The 14,358-nt window shown below is 65.0% G+C and carries 12 protein-coding genes; 6 read left to right on the top strand and 6 right to left on the bottom strand.

Annotated features, from left to right (window positions below; genetic code table 11):
* Positions 1–16: 16 nt before the first annotated feature.
* On the top strand, positions 17–2,131 hold the full coding sequence (locus tag CXQ91_RS12455; protein ID WP_104174230.1) for an acyl-CoA dehydrogenase: 2,115 nt from the start codon (positions 17–19) through the stop codon (positions 2,129–2,131).
* A 127-nt stretch (positions 2,132–2,258) separates the two neighbouring features.
* Here the strand turns inward: CXQ91_RS12455 and glgA are convergent, their stop codons facing one another.
* A complete protein-coding gene (gene glgA / locus CXQ91_RS12450) occupies positions 2,259–3,455 on the bottom strand; it encodes a glycogen synthase (RefSeq protein ID WP_104174229.1) in 1,197 nt (398 codons plus the stop codon).
* A gap of 102 nt (positions 3,456–3,557) precedes the next feature.
* Between glgA and glgC the strand changes: the two genes are divergently transcribed.
* From glgC to CXQ91_RS12435, 3 genes are all read left to right on the top strand, one after another.
* Positions 3,558–4,955, top strand: coding sequence for a glucose-1-phosphate adenylyltransferase (gene glgC / locus CXQ91_RS12445; protein ID WP_104174228.1), 1,398 nt, complete (start codon positions 3,558–3,560; stop codon positions 4,953–4,955).
* A gap of 70 nt (positions 4,956–5,025) precedes the next feature.
* The gene (locus CXQ91_RS12440) at positions 5,026–6,477 is read left to right on the top strand and encodes an SDR family oxidoreductase (RefSeq protein ID WP_104174227.1); all 1,452 of its coding nucleotides are present in this window, start codon (positions 5,026–5,028) and stop codon (positions 6,475–6,477) included.
* Between the two features lie 102 nt (positions 6,478–6,579).
* Positions 6,580–7,044 carry a pyridoxamine 5'-phosphate oxidase family protein gene (locus tag CXQ91_RS12435; RefSeq protein WP_104174348.1) on the top strand — a complete coding sequence of 155 codons (465 nt, stop codon included), beginning with the start codon at positions 6,580–6,582 and terminating at the stop codon, positions 7,042–7,044.
* An 8-nt stretch (positions 7,045–7,052) separates the two neighbouring features.
* Here the strand turns inward: CXQ91_RS12435 and CXQ91_RS12430 are convergent, their stop codons facing one another.
* A complete protein-coding gene (locus CXQ91_RS12430) occupies positions 7,053–7,493 on the bottom strand; it encodes a universal stress protein (RefSeq protein WP_104174226.1) in 441 nt (146 codons plus the stop codon).
* Between the two features lie 271 nt (positions 7,494–7,764).
* Between CXQ91_RS12430 and CXQ91_RS12425 the strand changes: the two genes are divergently transcribed.
* Positions 7,765–8,529, top strand: coding sequence for a response regulator transcription factor (locus CXQ91_RS12425; RefSeq protein WP_104174225.1), 765 nt, complete (start codon positions 7,765–7,767; stop codon positions 8,527–8,529).
* Here CXQ91_RS12425 and CXQ91_RS12420 read toward each other — a convergent pair.
* Positions 8,526–10,226 (bottom strand): GAF domain-containing sensor histidine kinase, encoded by a 1,701-nt coding sequence (locus CXQ91_RS12420; protein WP_104174224.1) that lies wholly within the window; start codon positions 10,224–10,226, stop codon positions 8,526–8,528. The genes CXQ91_RS12425 and CXQ91_RS12420 overlap by 4 nt on opposite strands.
* 155 nt (positions 10,227–10,381) lie before the next feature.
* Here CXQ91_RS12420 and CXQ91_RS12415 point away from each other — a divergent pair, with 155 nt between their 5' ends.
* Positions 10,382–10,867, top strand: a complete 486-nt coding sequence (locus CXQ91_RS12415; RefSeq protein WP_104174223.1) for a pyridoxamine 5'-phosphate oxidase family protein — start codon at positions 10,382–10,384, stop codon at positions 10,865–10,867.
* Between the two features lie 19 nt (positions 10,868–10,886).
* On the opposite strand, the gene CXQ91_RS12410 is transcribed toward CXQ91_RS12415, so the two are convergent.
* The 3 genes from CXQ91_RS12410 to CXQ91_RS12400 form a co-directional block, all read right to left on the bottom strand.
* On the bottom strand, positions 10,887–11,738 hold the full coding sequence (locus CXQ91_RS12410) for a transglutaminase family protein (protein WP_104174222.1): 852 nt from the start codon (positions 11,736–11,738) through the stop codon (positions 10,887–10,889).
* A complete protein-coding gene (locus CXQ91_RS12405; RefSeq protein ID WP_104174221.1) occupies positions 11,735–12,661 on the bottom strand; it encodes an alpha-E domain-containing protein in 927 nt (308 codons plus the stop codon). The genes CXQ91_RS12410 and CXQ91_RS12405 overlap by 4 nt, the downstream gene beginning before the upstream one ends.
* An 81-nt stretch (positions 12,662–12,742) precedes the next feature.
* Positions 12,743–14,299, bottom strand: coding sequence for a circularly permuted type 2 ATP-grasp protein (locus CXQ91_RS12400; protein WP_104174347.1), 1,557 nt, complete (start codon positions 14,297–14,299; stop codon positions 12,743–12,745).
* Between the last annotated feature and the right edge of the window lie 59 nt (positions 14,300–14,358).

Genomic DNA, 14,358 nt, shown 5'->3' with positions numbered 1-14,358 from the left:
CAAAGAAGGAATCGACATGACTGACGTAGTTGACCGACCCTCCGGCCAGGCCAGCCGACCCGCCGGCCGTACAAAACAACCTGCCGACGGGCAGCCCGCCGTCGACGTCGCCGCCCTGGGCGAGCAGCTCCTGGGCAAGTGGGCGCACATCCGCCGGCACTCGCGCGAGCTTTCGGGCCGTCCCGAACTGCATAAGACCGAGGGCCTCACCCACACCGAGCACCGGACGCGCACGTTCGGCCAGCTGAAATACCTGGTCGAGAACAAGGCCGTCCACCGGGCTTTTCCCGCAGCACTGGGCGGTTCCGACGATCACGGCGGCAACATCGCCGGGTTCGAGGAACTGGTCACGGCCGATCCGTCGCTCCAGATCAAGGCAGGGGTCCAATGGGGGCTCTTCGGCTCAGCCGTGATGCACCTGGGCACCGAGGAGCACCACGCCAAGTGGCTGCCCGGCATCATGAACCTGGACATCCCCGGCTGCTTCGCCATGACGGAAACCGGGCACGGCTCCGATGTGGCCAGCATTGCCACCACGGCCACGTTCGACCCTGCCACACAGGAGTTCGTGATCCACACACCCTTCCGCGCCGCCTGGAAGGACTACATCGGCAACGCCGCAATTGACGGGCTCGGCGCCGTGGTCTTCGCCCAGCTCGTGACGAACGGCGTAAATCACGGAGTGCACGCGTTCTACGTTGACCTGCGGGATCCGGAGACCAAGGAATTCCTGCCGGGCATCGGCGGTGAGGATGACGGCGTCAAGGGTGGGCTCAATGGCATCGACAACGGCCGGCTGCACTTCAGCAATGTCCGCATCCCGCGCACCAACCTGCTCAACCGCTACGGCAATGTTGATGCCGGCGGCGCCTACACCTCCCCCATCGCCAGCCCGGGCCGCCGCTTCTTCACCATGCTGGGCACCCTGGTCCAGGGCCGCGTGTCACTGGACGGTGCCGCAGTGGCGGCCAGCAAGCTCGCCCTCAAGACCGCCATCCAGTACGCCGCCGAGCGCCGCCAGTTCAATGCTTCCTCTCACACTGACGAGGAAGTACTGCTTGACTACCAGCGCCACCAACGGCGGCTGTTTACCCGGCTCGCCACAACCTATGCCGCCGGCTTCGCCCACGAGCAGCTCCTGCAGAAGTTCGACGACGTCTTCTCCGGCGCACACGATACGGACGAGGACCGCCAGGACCTGGAGACCCTCGCCGCCGCACTCAAGCCGCTGAGCACATGGCACGCCCTGGATACCCTCCAGGAATGCCGGGAAGCCTGCGGCGGTGCCGGGTTCCTGATTGAGAACCGCTTCGCATCACTGCGCGCAGACCTGGATGTGTACGTCACCTTCGAGGGCGACAACACCGTGCTGCTCCAGCTGGTGGCCAAACGCCTCCTCGCCGACTACGCCAAGGAGTTCCGCACCGTCGGCGTCGGCGTGCTGGCACGCTACGTCGTGAGCCAGGCCGCCGGAGTCGCAGTGCACCGGACGGGCCTGCGCCAAGTCGCCCAGTTCGTTGCCGACACGGGGTCGGTGCAGAAGGCGGCAATCGCGCTCAGGGACGAAGACACCCAGCGGCTGCTGCTGACCGACCGGGTACAGACCATGGTGGCCGAGGTCGGAGCCGAGCTGAAGGGCACCAACAAGATGCCCCAGCACCAGGCGGCCGCCGTCTTCAACGAGCACCAGCATGAACTGATCGAGGCAGCGCAGGCCCATGCGGAGCTCCTGCAGTGGGAGGCCTTCACGGAGGCGCTGGCCAATGTGGCTGACCCGGGTACCCGGCGCGTGCTGACCTGGCTCCGGGATCTGTTCGGGCTCTCGCTCATCGAGAAAAACCTGTCCTGGTACCTCATGAACGGGCGGCTTTCGATGCAGCGCGGACGTACTGTGGGTGACTACATCAACCGGCTGCTGGCCAAGATCCGCCCGCATGCCCTGGACCTCGTGGATGCCTTCGGGTACGGGCCGGAGCACCTTCGTGCGGCCATCGCCACCGGGGCCGAGCAGATCCGCCAGGACGAGGCACGTGCGTACTTCCGGGCGCAGCGCGCCGACGGACAGGCGCCGGTGGATGAAAAGGTCCTGCTGGCCCGCCAGGTCCGGGCAGCCAAGGCTCCCCGGCGCTAGCTTCGCCGGATTTCCGTAGGAAACTGCGGAAACCACGACGGCGCCGCCCCTTAACTGGAGGCGGCGCCGTCGTCTTTTGCCCGCTACCGATTACCCGTGGCGATTGGCAGCGGCCGTCTGTTCCGGTTCAGGCAAGGACCGAGCGGTAAACCTCAAGTGTCGTTTCCGTGATGGACTCCCACGAGAAGTGCTCCTCCGCTCGGCGCCGGCCTGCCTGCCCCATGGCGCGGGCCCGCTCGGGATCTGACACCACTTCGGTCAGGGCAGCCGCAAATTCGGTGACGAACTTCTCGGGATCAAGCGGAGTGCCCGTCCCGTCGGTGACCTGTTCGATGTCCACAAGCAGACCGGTTTCGCCATGCTGGACAACTTCGGGAATGCCGCCGGTGGCGCTGGCCACTACGGCAGCGCCGCAGGCCATGGCTTCCAGGTTCACGATGCCGAGCGGCTCGTAGATGGACGGGCAGGCAAAGGCGGTGGCGTGGCTGAGCACCTGAATGAGTTCATTGCGGGGCAGCATCCGCTCAATGAGGATCACGCCGCTGCGCTGGCTCTGAAGTTCCTCGATCAGCCGTGCGGTTTCCGCAGCGAGTTCGGGCGTGTCCGCTGCGCCGAGGCACAGCACCACCTGGACGTCTGCCGGCAGCTTTGCCGCTGCACGGAGCAGGTACGGGACACCCTTCTGGCGGGTGTTCCGGCCTACGAAGACCACGCTGGGAAGTTCCGGGTCGATGCCCAGCGCCCTAATGGCGTCATCGCCCTCGTCACGCGTCCAGAGTTCGACGTCGATGCCGTTGTGCACCACGCGGACCTTGGCGGGGTCGACGTCCGGGTAGCTGCGCAGAATGTCCTGCCGCATCCCCTCGGAGACGGCGATGATTGCTGCGGCGGCCTCGTAGGCGGTCTTCTCCACCCAGGAGGACAGCGCGTAGCCGCCACCAAGCTGTTCGGCCTTCCACGGGCGCAGCGGCTCGAGGCTGTGGGCGCTCAGCACGTGCGGGATGCCGTGGAGCAGCGACGCCAGGTGGCCGGCCATGTTGGCATACCACGTGTGCGAATGGACCAGGTCCGCTCCTGCAATGTCCGGAACGATCCGCAGGTCCACGCCCAGGGTCTGGACGGCGGCATTGGCCGCACCCAGGTCCTCCGGAACCGAGTAGGACGTCACTTTGGCCCCGTGATAGTCGGGATCCCGGGGCGCACCGAAGGCGCGCACCTGCAAATCCACATGTTTGGCCAGGACGCGGCTTAATTCAGCCACGTGGACGCCGGCGCCACCGTAGATCTCGGGCGGGAACTCTTTAGTCACAATGTCTATTCGCACGTTACCCAAGGTAGTCCTTCCGGCGTATCTGTTCTAGTGTGAAGGGGTCCGGGCATGCCGGACTTTTTGGGGTAGTTACGAAGGCGTACAGGAGCGACCATAATGCCGTTGAATAAGAAAGTCCTGGCTATTGTCCTCGCCGGAGGCGAGGGAAACCGTCTTATGCCATTGACGGCTGACAGGGCTAAACCCGGCGTGCCGTTTGCCGGGAGTTACCGGCTAATCGACTTCGCGCTGTCAAATCTCGTAAATTCGCGCTATCTCCAGATAGTTGTCCTCACGCAATATAAATCGCATAGCCTGGACCGCCATATTTCCGAGACGTGGCGGATGTCCACGCAGCTTGGCAATTATGTTGCATCGGTTCCGGCGCAGCAGCGTGTCGGCAAGAGCTGGTTCCTTGGCAGCGCCAACGCCATCTATCAGTCCCTGAACCTGATCCACGATGCCAACCCGGACATTGTGGTGGTGGTTGGCGCGGACCACGTTTACCGGATGGACTTCGCCCAGATGGTGGAACAGCATGTGGCCAGCGGGGCGAAGGCAACCGTGGCTGCAGTGCGGCAGCCCCTGAGCATGGCCGACCAGTTCGGTGTCATCGAAGTGGACCAGAACGATCCGCAGAAGATCGCCGCTTTCGTGGAGAAGCCTTCCTCGACGCCGGGCCTGGCAGCCGATCCCACACAGTTCCTGGCGTCCATGGGGAACTATGTCTTCAACGCCGACGCCCTGGTGGAGGCCCTGCACGTCGACGCCGAACGCCTCGACACCAAGCACGACATGGGCGGGGACATCATCCCTTACTTTGTCAGCCAGGGCGAAGCGGGCGTTTATGACTTCACGCTGAACGATATTCCGGGTTCCACCGAGCGGGACCGCACGTACTGGCGCGACGTCGGCACGATCGACTCCTTCTACGACGCCCACATGGACCTGATCTCGCCGCTTCCGGTGTTCAACCTGTACAACTCCGAATGGCCCATCTACACGCGCCAGAGCATTTCTCCGCCGGCCAAATTCGTCCGCGGCGACCACAACACCGTGGGAACCGCCCTGGATTCCATCGTGGCGAGCGGCGTTGTCATCTCCGGCGGCATCGTGGAAGGTTCCGTCCTGTCCAACGACGTCTACGTGGGTACGGCCAGCCGCGTGGTGGATTCCGTGCTGATGGACAAGGTGCAGATCGGCGAGGGTGCCGTGGTCAACCGCGCCATCATCGACAAGAACGTCAAGGTGCCCGCGGGGGCCGCGATCGGCCTCGATCCGGAACGCGACCGCGCCCGCGGATTCAAGGTGACGGACTCCGGCATCACGGTACTGTCCAAGGGCCAGCACGTCCCTGAGCCGGACGCAGCGGAACGGGAGCTTTCAGCGGCCAACCTGCACCTCGTTCCCAACGCGGTGAAGGCAGCAACGCAGAATTCCCCGTTTGCCAGGGACTCCGTGGAGAAGGCCGGGGAGGCCCACTCCGCGGCCGTCCGCGTGCCTGCCACCGACTAGGAGACGATCAGCAACAATCCCTTAACCCTGACGGCAGGCCGGACGCCTCCCAGGCTGTAAAATCGGAACAATGAACTCCCCCGATTTGACGCCTGAGGACATCCAGGCCTGCCTCAAGGTTTTAAGCACCATCCATGCCTACGACGAGGAACACCCTGACTACGTCTCGGTTCGCCGCGCCACCGGCAAGATGTTCAAGGCTGTCAAACGCCACCGCCGGGTCACCAAACGCGACCTGATCGCCGAATCGGACCGCGCCGTCATCGCGCAGACGGCCACCGCGGCGCCGGACCGGATCGATGACGAGACCCGCGGGAACAAGCTGGAACCCTCGGCGACCGGCAAAGTGGCAGGGCACCTCATCAGGTCCCGCCCCTGCTACATCTGCAAGAAGCACTACACGCAGGTTGATGCCTTCTACCATCAGCTGTGCCCTGAGTGTGCCGCGTTCAGCCACAGCAAGCGCGATGCACGCACAGACCTTACGGGCCGGCGCGCACTGCTTACTGGCGGGCGCGCCAAAATCGGCATGTACATCGCGCTCCGGCTGCTTCGGGACGGCGCCCACACCACCATCACCACGCGCTTCCCGAAGGACGCAGCTCGTCGTTTCGCGGCGATGGAGGACAGCGGGGACTGGCTCCACCGGCTGAGGATTGTGGGCATCGACCTCCGCGATCCCTCCCAGGTGATGGCCCTGACCGATTCGCTCGACGCGGCAGGCCCGCTGGACATCATCATCAACAACGCAGCCCAGACCGTCCGCCGGTCCGGCAACGCGTACAAACCGCTGGTTGATGCCGAGGGCGAGCCCCTGCCGGCAGCACTCGAACCCGCCAATGGGGGTCCCGAACTGGTGACGTTCGGCCACGCCCACGACAAGCACCCCCTGGCCCTCGCCAGCAGCGTCACGGAGCATCCCGTCCTCGCCGGAGATGCCATCACGTCGCTCGCCCTCTCCACGGGGTCGGCATCGCTGGAACGGATTGCGTCCGGAACGGCCATCGACGCCGGCGGGCTGGTCCCGGATTTGGCCGCGATCAACAGCTGGACCCAGGTGGTGGATGAAGTGGACCCCCTGGAAATGCTCGAGGTTCAGCTCTGCAACGTGACTGCACCGTTCTTGCTGGTGAGCCGGCTGCGCGGGGCCATGAAACGCTCCACCGCGCACCGGAAGTACATCGTGAACGTCTCCGCCATGGAGGGGCAGTTCTCACGCGCCTATAAGGGCCCGGGCCACCCCCATACGAACATGGCCAAAGCGGCGCTGAACATGATGACGCGCACCAGTGCGCAGGAAATGCTGGATTCCGACGGAATCCTGATGACGGCGGTGGACACCGGTTGGATCACGGATGAGCGCCCCCACTACACCAAAGTCCGGCTCATGGAGGAAGGCTTCCACGCACCGCTGGACCTGGTTGACGGCGCCGCGAGGGTCTACGATCCCATCGTCATGGGTGAAAGCGGCGAAGACCAGTACGGCGTCTTCCTCAAGGACTACAAACCTAGCCCGTGGTAGCAGGAACTCCGCAACCACTCGCATAGCAGCGGCTGCCGGAGCGCCGGGCAAGGGCCATATGGCCCTAATGGGCGTGCCGGCGGGACCGTAACGTTGGTCAACATGAACACGACGACGCCGCCCGAGGGCCAGCTGTCCATTGACCAGTGCTGGGTTATGCTCGACACCGAGACGGTCGGGAGGATCGCGCTCATTGTCGATGGCCATCCGGAGATCTTCCCGGTGAATTTCGTTCTCCAACGCCGGAACATCGTCTTCCGGACAGCCGGCGGAACCAAACTCTGGGCGGCCATGACGTCCAAACCGGTGGCTTTCGAAATTGACGGCTATGACGCCCATGAAGAGATGGCCTGGAGCGTGGTTGCCCGCGGCGAATCCGAACTGATTGAGAGCCAGGAAGAGAAGGAGCAGGTGGACGCCCTGTTCCTGGAGCCATGGCAGCCCGGTGAGAAGGACTACTACGTCCGGCTCGCGCCCAAGGCGCTGACCGGTCGGCGCTTCAAGGTCAAGAAGCCGGACCTGTGGAACACCCGGCTGTCCGATCCCCGGCGCGCCGCATTCGAGTAGGGATCCGTTTACTTTTCAGGCGTGTGGACTACAAGAACAGGGCAATGAGCGTGGGCAACGCAGGCTGAACTCACGGAGCCCAGCAGCAGCCCTCCGAAGCCGCCGTGGCCGCGTCTTCCGACCACCAGCATGTCGGCGGTCCGGCTGGCATCAATGAGGGTGTGCCGTGGGCGCCCCTGGACCAGCCGGGTCTCAATGTTAGCGGGCGTTTCCGACCCAAAGGCCTTGGCTACTGACTCCTGGAGGATCTCCCCGGCACGCACGTCGAAGTCGTTGATCCCCATGGCCACATAGCCGTCGTACACCGGCGGGTAATCCCAGCATGCCAGCGCCACAACGTGTGCGCCGAGGCCCACCGCGAGACCCTGGGCGTGTTTCAGCGCTTCCACCGAAGCTTCGGAGCCGTCCACTCCGACAACTATCGTACGGACGTCCCTGGCCTCGTTCATTTATTCCTCTTTCGCATCCGGCTCCCGCCGGCCGGAGCCCGGTGGGATCCGGCGGGTGTTCTTCAAGGATGTGTGCCGGCAGCGCGGGCAGGTAGGGCCTAAAGTCATGCCCCGGGGGTCCAAGGACCCTTGTCGCACTTATGGCCGTGAACGAGAATGGCAGAGCCGGATGACCGAAACCGGGTCCGGACAGACATAATGGGACTTGCACCGTACCGGCACGCCGGTTGCGGACCGACAGTGGCAGCTCCGGCCGCCGGACAGGAGGACCATGATTCCCAGGGCAGACCAGGGTCCCTCCGCGCAGGAAATGCATACTGACCTGATCCGCGTGTTCATCCTCGATGACCACGAACTTGTCAGGCGGGGGTTGCAGGAGCTTCTCGAAGGCGAGGGCTTCCACGTTGTGGGCAGTTCGGGTTCCGCGGTTGAGGCGACGCGGCGCATTCCCGCCCTGCACCCGGACGTAAGCGTGCTCGACGCCCGCCTTCCCGACGGAACGGGCATCGAAGTCTGCAGGGATGTCCGGTCGGTGGATCCGAACCTGAATTGCCTCATCCTGACGAGTTTTGACGATGAGCAGGCCTTGCGGGGGGCGGTACTCGCCGGTGCCCGCGGATACGTCCTGAAGGAGATTGGCGGCACGGACCTGATCGGCGCAATGCGCCGTGCCGCTGCAGGAGAGTCACTGTTCGACGACGGCGTGGCGGCAAGCATCGTCGAAAGCCTCGTCGCTCCCCAGCAGGTGGATCCAAGGATTGCGGGGCTTACCCCACAGGAACGGCGGGTGCTGGAACTCGTAGGCGGTGGCCTCACCAACCGGCAGATCGCGGCTGAAATGTTCCTGGCGGAGAAGACCGTGAAGAACTATGTGTCCTCGCTCCTGGCGAAGCTGGGCTTCGAACGGCGCACGCAGGCTGCGGTGTACATCGCCAACAACGCAAAGCCGGCCCCGTTCGCCTCGGGGCACTCCGGTCCGGCCCATTCCACCGCCGCCCACTCCCCGGGCACCGATTCTGACGGCCACCGGCGCTAAAGCGGGACTGACCACTCCAGGCTGGTTCCGGCGTCGGGGGCGCTGGTGATGGTGCAGGTGCCTTCAAGTATCCTGGCGCGCTCCTCCATGTTGTTGAGCCCGTTGCGCTTCGCCGAGTCCCTGAACCCGCGGCCGTTGTCGGTGACCAGGACGGTCATCCTGCCCTTCAGCGCCGAAACGGATACCTCGATCAAGTCTGCGCCCGAGTGGCGGATGGCGTTGCTCAGGCCTTCGGAAACAACAGCCACCACGTGGTTGGCCGTGTCCGGCAGGACGGAGTCGACAGGGCCTTCCAGGTTCAGCCCCGGCGTGAAGGCCATGGACTTGGATGCGCTGCGCGTGACACGCCGCAGCCTTCCGCTGAGAAGCTCGGTGCCCCCGTTGCCGGTCCGGAGCGAGTAGATGGTGTCCCGCAGGCTGCGGATTGCCTCATCCAGTTCCCCGGTGATCGCGCCGATCCGTTCCAGCGCCAGCCCCTCCTTGGTGAAGCGGGTCAGGCTCTGGACGCTCAGGCCCGCGGCGAATAGCCGCTGGATCACGAGGTCGTGAAGGTCGCGGGCAATGCGGTCCCGGTCGGTGAAGACCAGCAGTTCTTCCCGCAGGCGGTGGACCCTGGCTAGTTCAAGCGCCAAAGCGACGTGGGACCCAAAAACAGCCCCCATCTCCACGTCCGTGCGGCCGTAGGCGCCTACCCCGGCGTCACGGACCAGAAGGAGCAGTCCGTGATGGGCGCCCTGGGTGCTGAGAGCCACCGCGAGGAGCGGACCGGCCACGGTCCCCTCCAGCATGCCCAGAACATCCGCGGCATTGTCCACGAGAAGCGGCTCACCTCCGGCGAGAACCGCCTGCAGGGATTCCGACTCCAGGGAGAGCGGCAGGCCCGAGAACAAGTCCGCGTCTTTGCCGGCGGCCCCGGCCACAACGTAGCCGATGCCATCCGCAGACGGTGCCACGATCAGGGCCAGCCTGGACCCGGATTCCCGCAGCGCCCTTCCGGCAATGGGATCAAGGCCCTCTGACGAGGATGCTGGATCACTCCCCAGCATCAGCCCGGAGACATCCATGCAGGCCTCAAGCCACTGTGCGCGGCGCCGGGCGTCGTCGTACAGCCGCGCGTTCTCAATGGCTACACCTGCCGCCGCAGCCAGGGCAACGGCAAGCTCCTCGTCCTCGACGGTGAAATCGCCGCCGCCCTCCTTTTCCGTCAGGTACAGGTTGCCAAAAACGACATCGCGGACCCGCACCGGAACACCGAGGAATGACTGCATGGGCGGGTGGTGTTTGGGAAAGCCGTAGGCCTCAGGGTGGCGACGAAGGTCATGGAGCCGCAGCGGCCTGGGATCGGAGATCAGCAATCCCAAGACGCCATGGCCGGTTGGGAGGGGGCCAATCCGCTTGGCCAGTTCGCCGTCGATCCCGACGGTGATGAAGTGGCTAAGGGCGCGGTCATCACCAATAACACCCAAGGCTCCGTAGCGGGCGTGCAGCAGCTGGCAGGCGGACTGGACAACACGCTCCAGGACGGCGTCCAGGCTCAAATCCTCCGCGACCGCCACGACGGCTTCGAGCAGGCCGCCCATGCGCTCCTGGAATTGGAGGAGTTCACCGGCCCGTGAAACGAAATCCTTGAGCAGGTCTTCGATCCTCAGGCTGCCCGCTGTTGTATACCGTTCGGGACCGTCGCCATTGGCATGCATATCCACAACCCGACTCCTGACTGTGTCCGTTCGCTCCGGCGGCGTGAGGCCAGAATACCGTTAACCCTCAATTCCCGGGGGCGGACAGTGCGTTGCGGCGGCATGGGGCCATTGTGCCCTAGCTTGCCTGGTGTTTCTTGCCTAGGCTCAGCGTCATGAGCACAGATCCTAAACCGGGCGCTGACCATCCGCACGAAGTCGAAAACCTTGACAATCACGAATGCTGGCGCTTGCTGCGGAGCGTCTCAGTGGGCCGGCTGGCAGTCTGGGTCGACGACCACCCGGACATCTTCCCCATCAACTACAAGGTGGACCACGGAACTCTCGTCTTCCGTACGGCCGATGGCACCAAGCTGCAGGCAGCCACCGGCGACACTCCTGTTGCCGTGGAGGCAGACGGCGTGGATGCGGACAATGGCATCGCCTGGAGCGTGGTGATCAAGGGGCAGGCCGCCCCGGTCAAGAACCAGCAGGAGGTTCTGGACACTGTGGGACTGCTGCTTTTCCCCTGGCAGGCCGGCAAGAAAGAGCACTTCGTCCGGATTACGCCGGACACAGTCACGGGCCGGCGTTTCAAGGTCACTCCCCCGTTGACCTGGTGGACGCCGCTCGATGACGCCACCCGGTCCGGGTACGAATAGGCCTGCCAAGGCCGCCTGCCTACGCCAGGCGTGTGATTTCCACGCTGACGTTCAGCGCGGAACCACCGCCGCCCGACAGGATGCCCTTGAGCGGCGGCACATCGCGGTAGTCGCGGCCACGGGCCACCGTGACATGGAAGTCACCGGCCGGTTTGTGGTTGGTCGGATCCCAGCTGCGCCATTCACCGTCCCACCACTCCAGCCACGCGTGGGACTGGCCGGCCACCGTCTCGCCGATGTCCGCCGTCGAACGCGGGTGAAGGTAACCGGAAACGTACCGGGCGGGAATCCCGCAGCTGCGCAGCGCTCCGACAGCGAGATGCGCCAGGTCCTGGCAGACGCCCTGGCGCTGGCCCCAGGCCTGCGCCGCGTTGGTGGTGACCCCGGTGGAGCCCTTCATGTAGGTCATCTCCCCGCGCATCCATTCGAAGATGGCCATTGCGGCCCCGTGCGGGTTCCGGCCTTCAACGATACCCGGAATGATGCCGAGGACCTCGTCTCCCGGACCACTCAGGCGGGACTGCGGGATCCAGTCGCTGAACTGGTTGAGCGTCTCGGACGCCTGCAGCACGTCCCAGGAGACGATGTCGGCTTCAGCGGGGACGCGTTCACCGCGGTGGACTTCAACCGTGGTGGTGGCGACTACCTCAAGGTACTCATGCGGCATCTGCATGTCGAAGGCAGTAACACGCGTACCCCAGTAGTCGCGGTAGCTGCTAACGGCGGCCTGCGACGGCGCAACTTTCATGGACGATTCCAGCACCACCTGCTGCGGATCCGTCAGCGGCGTCATGCGGGCTTCGTTGTACGAGAGCGTGACGCGCTTGTTGTACTTGTAGCCGGTCTTGTGAATGATGCTCAGCCGGGTCATGAAACTTCTCCCACCCAGGCCAGTTCGTCCGCCTGATTGAAGTACTTACGGGAAATTGCGTCGGAAGCCTGCGACACAGCCTTCTGGACGCGCTCCATGTGCTCCGGCAGTTCGGACATGAGGTCGTCCGTGCGGTGGAACTCAAGGAAGGTGCGGGCCTGGCCCACGATCCGGCGGGCGTCGTTGATGAAGCCGACGCGCTGCGCGGACGGATCGAGCTTGGCCAGGCAGTCGTCCGCATCCCGCAGGGCATAGACGATGGAGCGCGGGAACAGCCGGTCCAGCAGCAGGAACTCGGCGGCATGCTGGTCACCGAACGCCGCACGCCGGGTCCGCAGGAAGGACTCATAGGCCCCGGCGCAACGGAGCATGTTCACCCACGACATGCCGGCGGAGAGCACATCGCGGGTCGACAGCATGCGGGCCGTCATATCGGCACGCTCCAGGGAGCGTCCCAGGGCCAGGAACAGCCAGCTGTCGTCGTGGCTGACGGTGGTGTCCGCCAGCCCGCTCACCATGGCCGTGCGTTCCAGCACCCAGTGGCAGAACCGGTAGGTGCCCACCACGTCCTTGCGGTGCTGGTTCAGCCCGTAGTACGTGGTGTTCAGGCTCTCCCAGAGCCCGGACGAAACCGTTTCGCGGGCACGGCGGGCGTTCTCGCGGGCAGCGCCCAACGAACCCGCAATGGACGTGGCGCTCTGCTTGTCGTAGGCGAGGGCGTGCAGCAGCTCCTCGAGGCCGAACTCGTCGCTCTCGGGCCGGGCCCCCATGACGGCCAGGAGTTCCCGCGCAACGTTGTCCCGCTCCTCCGTGGGCAGGTGGTTGAGCCGCTCCAGGTGGACATCCAGGATGCGGGCGGTGCCATCCGCCCGCTCCACATAGCGGCCGATCCAGAATAGGGACTCGGCAATACGGCTAAGCATTTGCGGCTACCTCCTGCGGGTCCGAAATCTGCATGAACATGAACTGTGAAAATGGGGCGGGCTGCACCGGACGGCGGCGGCTCACTGCTGCTGCTCCGTCTGGCGGTCGCGCCAGTTGCTTTCGACCGGCCACACCGAAACCCGCTCGCGGACGGTGATGGACGGCCTTGGCAGGAGTTCCACTGGAACCTCGGGAGAGTCAGACAGCACCCAGGTGTCCTTGGACCCGCCGCCCTGGCTGGAATTGACGATCAGCGAGCCCTCCTTGAGGGCCACACGGGTCAGTCCGCCGGGGAGCACCCACACGTCGTCGCCGTCGTTGACGGCAAACGGCCGCAGGTCGACGTGCCGAGGGCCAAACTTATCACCGCTGAGGGTAGGAACCGTAGACAGCTGCAGGACCGGCTGCGCAATCCAGCCGCGGGGATCGGCGATGACGCGCTTGCGCAGCGCCTCGAGTTCGTCCTTGGTCGCGTCGGGCCCGATGACCAGGCCCTTCCCGCCCGAGCCGTCCACCGGTTTGACCACCAGTTCATCCAGCCTGTCCAGGACGTGCTCGCGCGCCTCCTTTTCCTCCAGCCGGAACGTGTCAACATTCGCAATCACGGGCTCTTCGCTGAGGTAATAGCGGATGAGGTCGGGCACGTAGCTGTACACGAGCTTGTCGTCAGCCACGCCGTTGCCCACGGCATTGGCGATGGTTACGCCGCCGGCGCGGGCGGCGTTCACCAGGCCGGGGCAGCCCAGCATGGAATCGGCACGGAACTGCAGCGGATCGAGGAAGTCGTCGTCAATCCGCTTGTAGATGACATCGACGCGCTGCTCGCCGGCGGTGGTCCGCATGTACACGCGGTTGCCGCGGCAGATGAGGTCACGGCCCTCCACGAGCTCCACGCCCATCAGGCCCGCCAGCAGGGTGTGCTCGAAGTACGCGCTGTTGAACACGCCGGGGGTAAGGACCACCACTGTGGGGTCGTCGACGCCGGAGGGTGCCGTCTTGCGGAGCGCGGACAGCAGCCGGCGCGGGTACTCTTCGACCGGACGGATCAGTTGCTGGCCGAAAGCTTCGGGCAGGCCCTTGGCCATGGCCCGGCGGTTTTCCAGTACGTAACTGACGCCCGATGGCACCCGCACGTTGTCTTCCAGCACCCGGAAGGTTCCCGCCGCGTCACGAACGACGTCGATCCCGGAAATGTGAACGCGGACTCCGCCGGCCGGCTCAAAGCCGTGGACCTGGCGGTGAAAGTGGGCGCTCGTGGTGACAAGCTGGCGCGGAATGACGCCGTCGGCAACGACGGTCATCTTGTCGTAGACGTCGTTGAGGAAGGCTTCCAGCGCCCGGACCCGCTGCGCAACTCCCCTTTCGAGGACGCTCCATTCGTCGGCCGGGATCACCCGGGGCACGATGTCCAGCGGAAACGGCCGTTCCTCCCCTGCGAAGTCGAAGGTGACGCCGCGGTCCAGGAACGTCCGCGCCATCGAGTCGGCACGGGCGGTGACGTCGGCGAGGGAAAGCTCACGGAGAGCCCCTGCGACCTGCCCGTAGGACTTCCTGGCTTGTTGGCCGGGGGTAAACATCTCGTCGTAGGCACCGGTGCGGCCGGCAGCCTCGGAGTAATCCTGGAATAGGTCAGACATGGTCATTAGCCAACCACCTTTTTGTTTCGAATTCATTACTGGTGCCCATTGTGGCGTGT

The sequence above is a fragment of the Arthrobacter sp. Y81 genome, from assembly GCF_002929335.1.
Lineage (GTDB): Bacteria > Actinomycetota > Actinomycetes > Actinomycetales > Micrococcaceae > Arthrobacter.
The sequence above is the reverse complement of the archived record's forward strand: the minus strand, read 5'-3'. Positions and strand labels throughout refer to the sequence as shown.

Bases quoted from the DNA above. Each gene is read 5' to 3' on its own strand.
- CXQ91_RS12405 (WP_104174221.1), bottom strand. From the start codon at position 12,661: ATGCTTAGCCGTATTGCCGAGTCCCTATTCTGGATCGGCCGCTATGTG.
- CXQ91_RS12400 (WP_104174347.1), bottom strand. From the start codon at position 14,299: ATGTCTGACCTATTCCAGGATTACTCCGAGGCTGCCGGCCGCACCGGT.
- CXQ91_RS12430 (WP_104174226.1), bottom strand. From the start codon at position 7,493: ATGAACGAGGCCAGGGACGTCCGTACGATAGTTGTCGGAGTGGACGGC.
- CXQ91_RS12455 (WP_104174230.1), top strand. From the start codon at position 17: ATGACTGACGTAGTTGACCGACCCTCCGGCCAGGCCAGCCGACCCGCC.
- CXQ91_RS12440 (WP_104174227.1), top strand. From the start codon at position 5,026: ATGAACTCCCCCGATTTGACGCCTGAGGACATCCAGGCCTGCCTCAAG.
- glgC (WP_104174228.1), top strand. From the start codon at position 3,558: ATGCCGTTGAATAAGAAAGTCCTGGCTATTGTCCTCGCCGGAGGCGAG.
- CXQ91_RS12410 (WP_104174222.1), bottom strand. From the start codon at position 11,738: ATGACCCGGCTGAGCATCATTCACAAGACCGGCTACAAGTACAACAAG.
- CXQ91_RS12425 (WP_104174225.1), top strand. From the start codon at position 7,765: ATGATTCCCAGGGCAGACCAGGGTCCCTCCGCGCAGGAAATGCATACT.
- CXQ91_RS12420 (WP_104174224.1), bottom strand. From the start codon at position 10,226: ATGCATGCCAATGGCGACGGTCCCGAACGGTATACAACAGCGGGCAGC.
- CXQ91_RS12435 (WP_104174348.1), top strand. From the start codon at position 6,580: ATGAACACGACGACGCCGCCCGAGGGCCAGCTGTCCATTGACCAGTGC.
- CXQ91_RS12415 (WP_104174223.1), top strand. From the start codon at position 10,382: ATGAGCACAGATCCTAAACCGGGCGCTGACCATCCGCACGAAGTCGAA.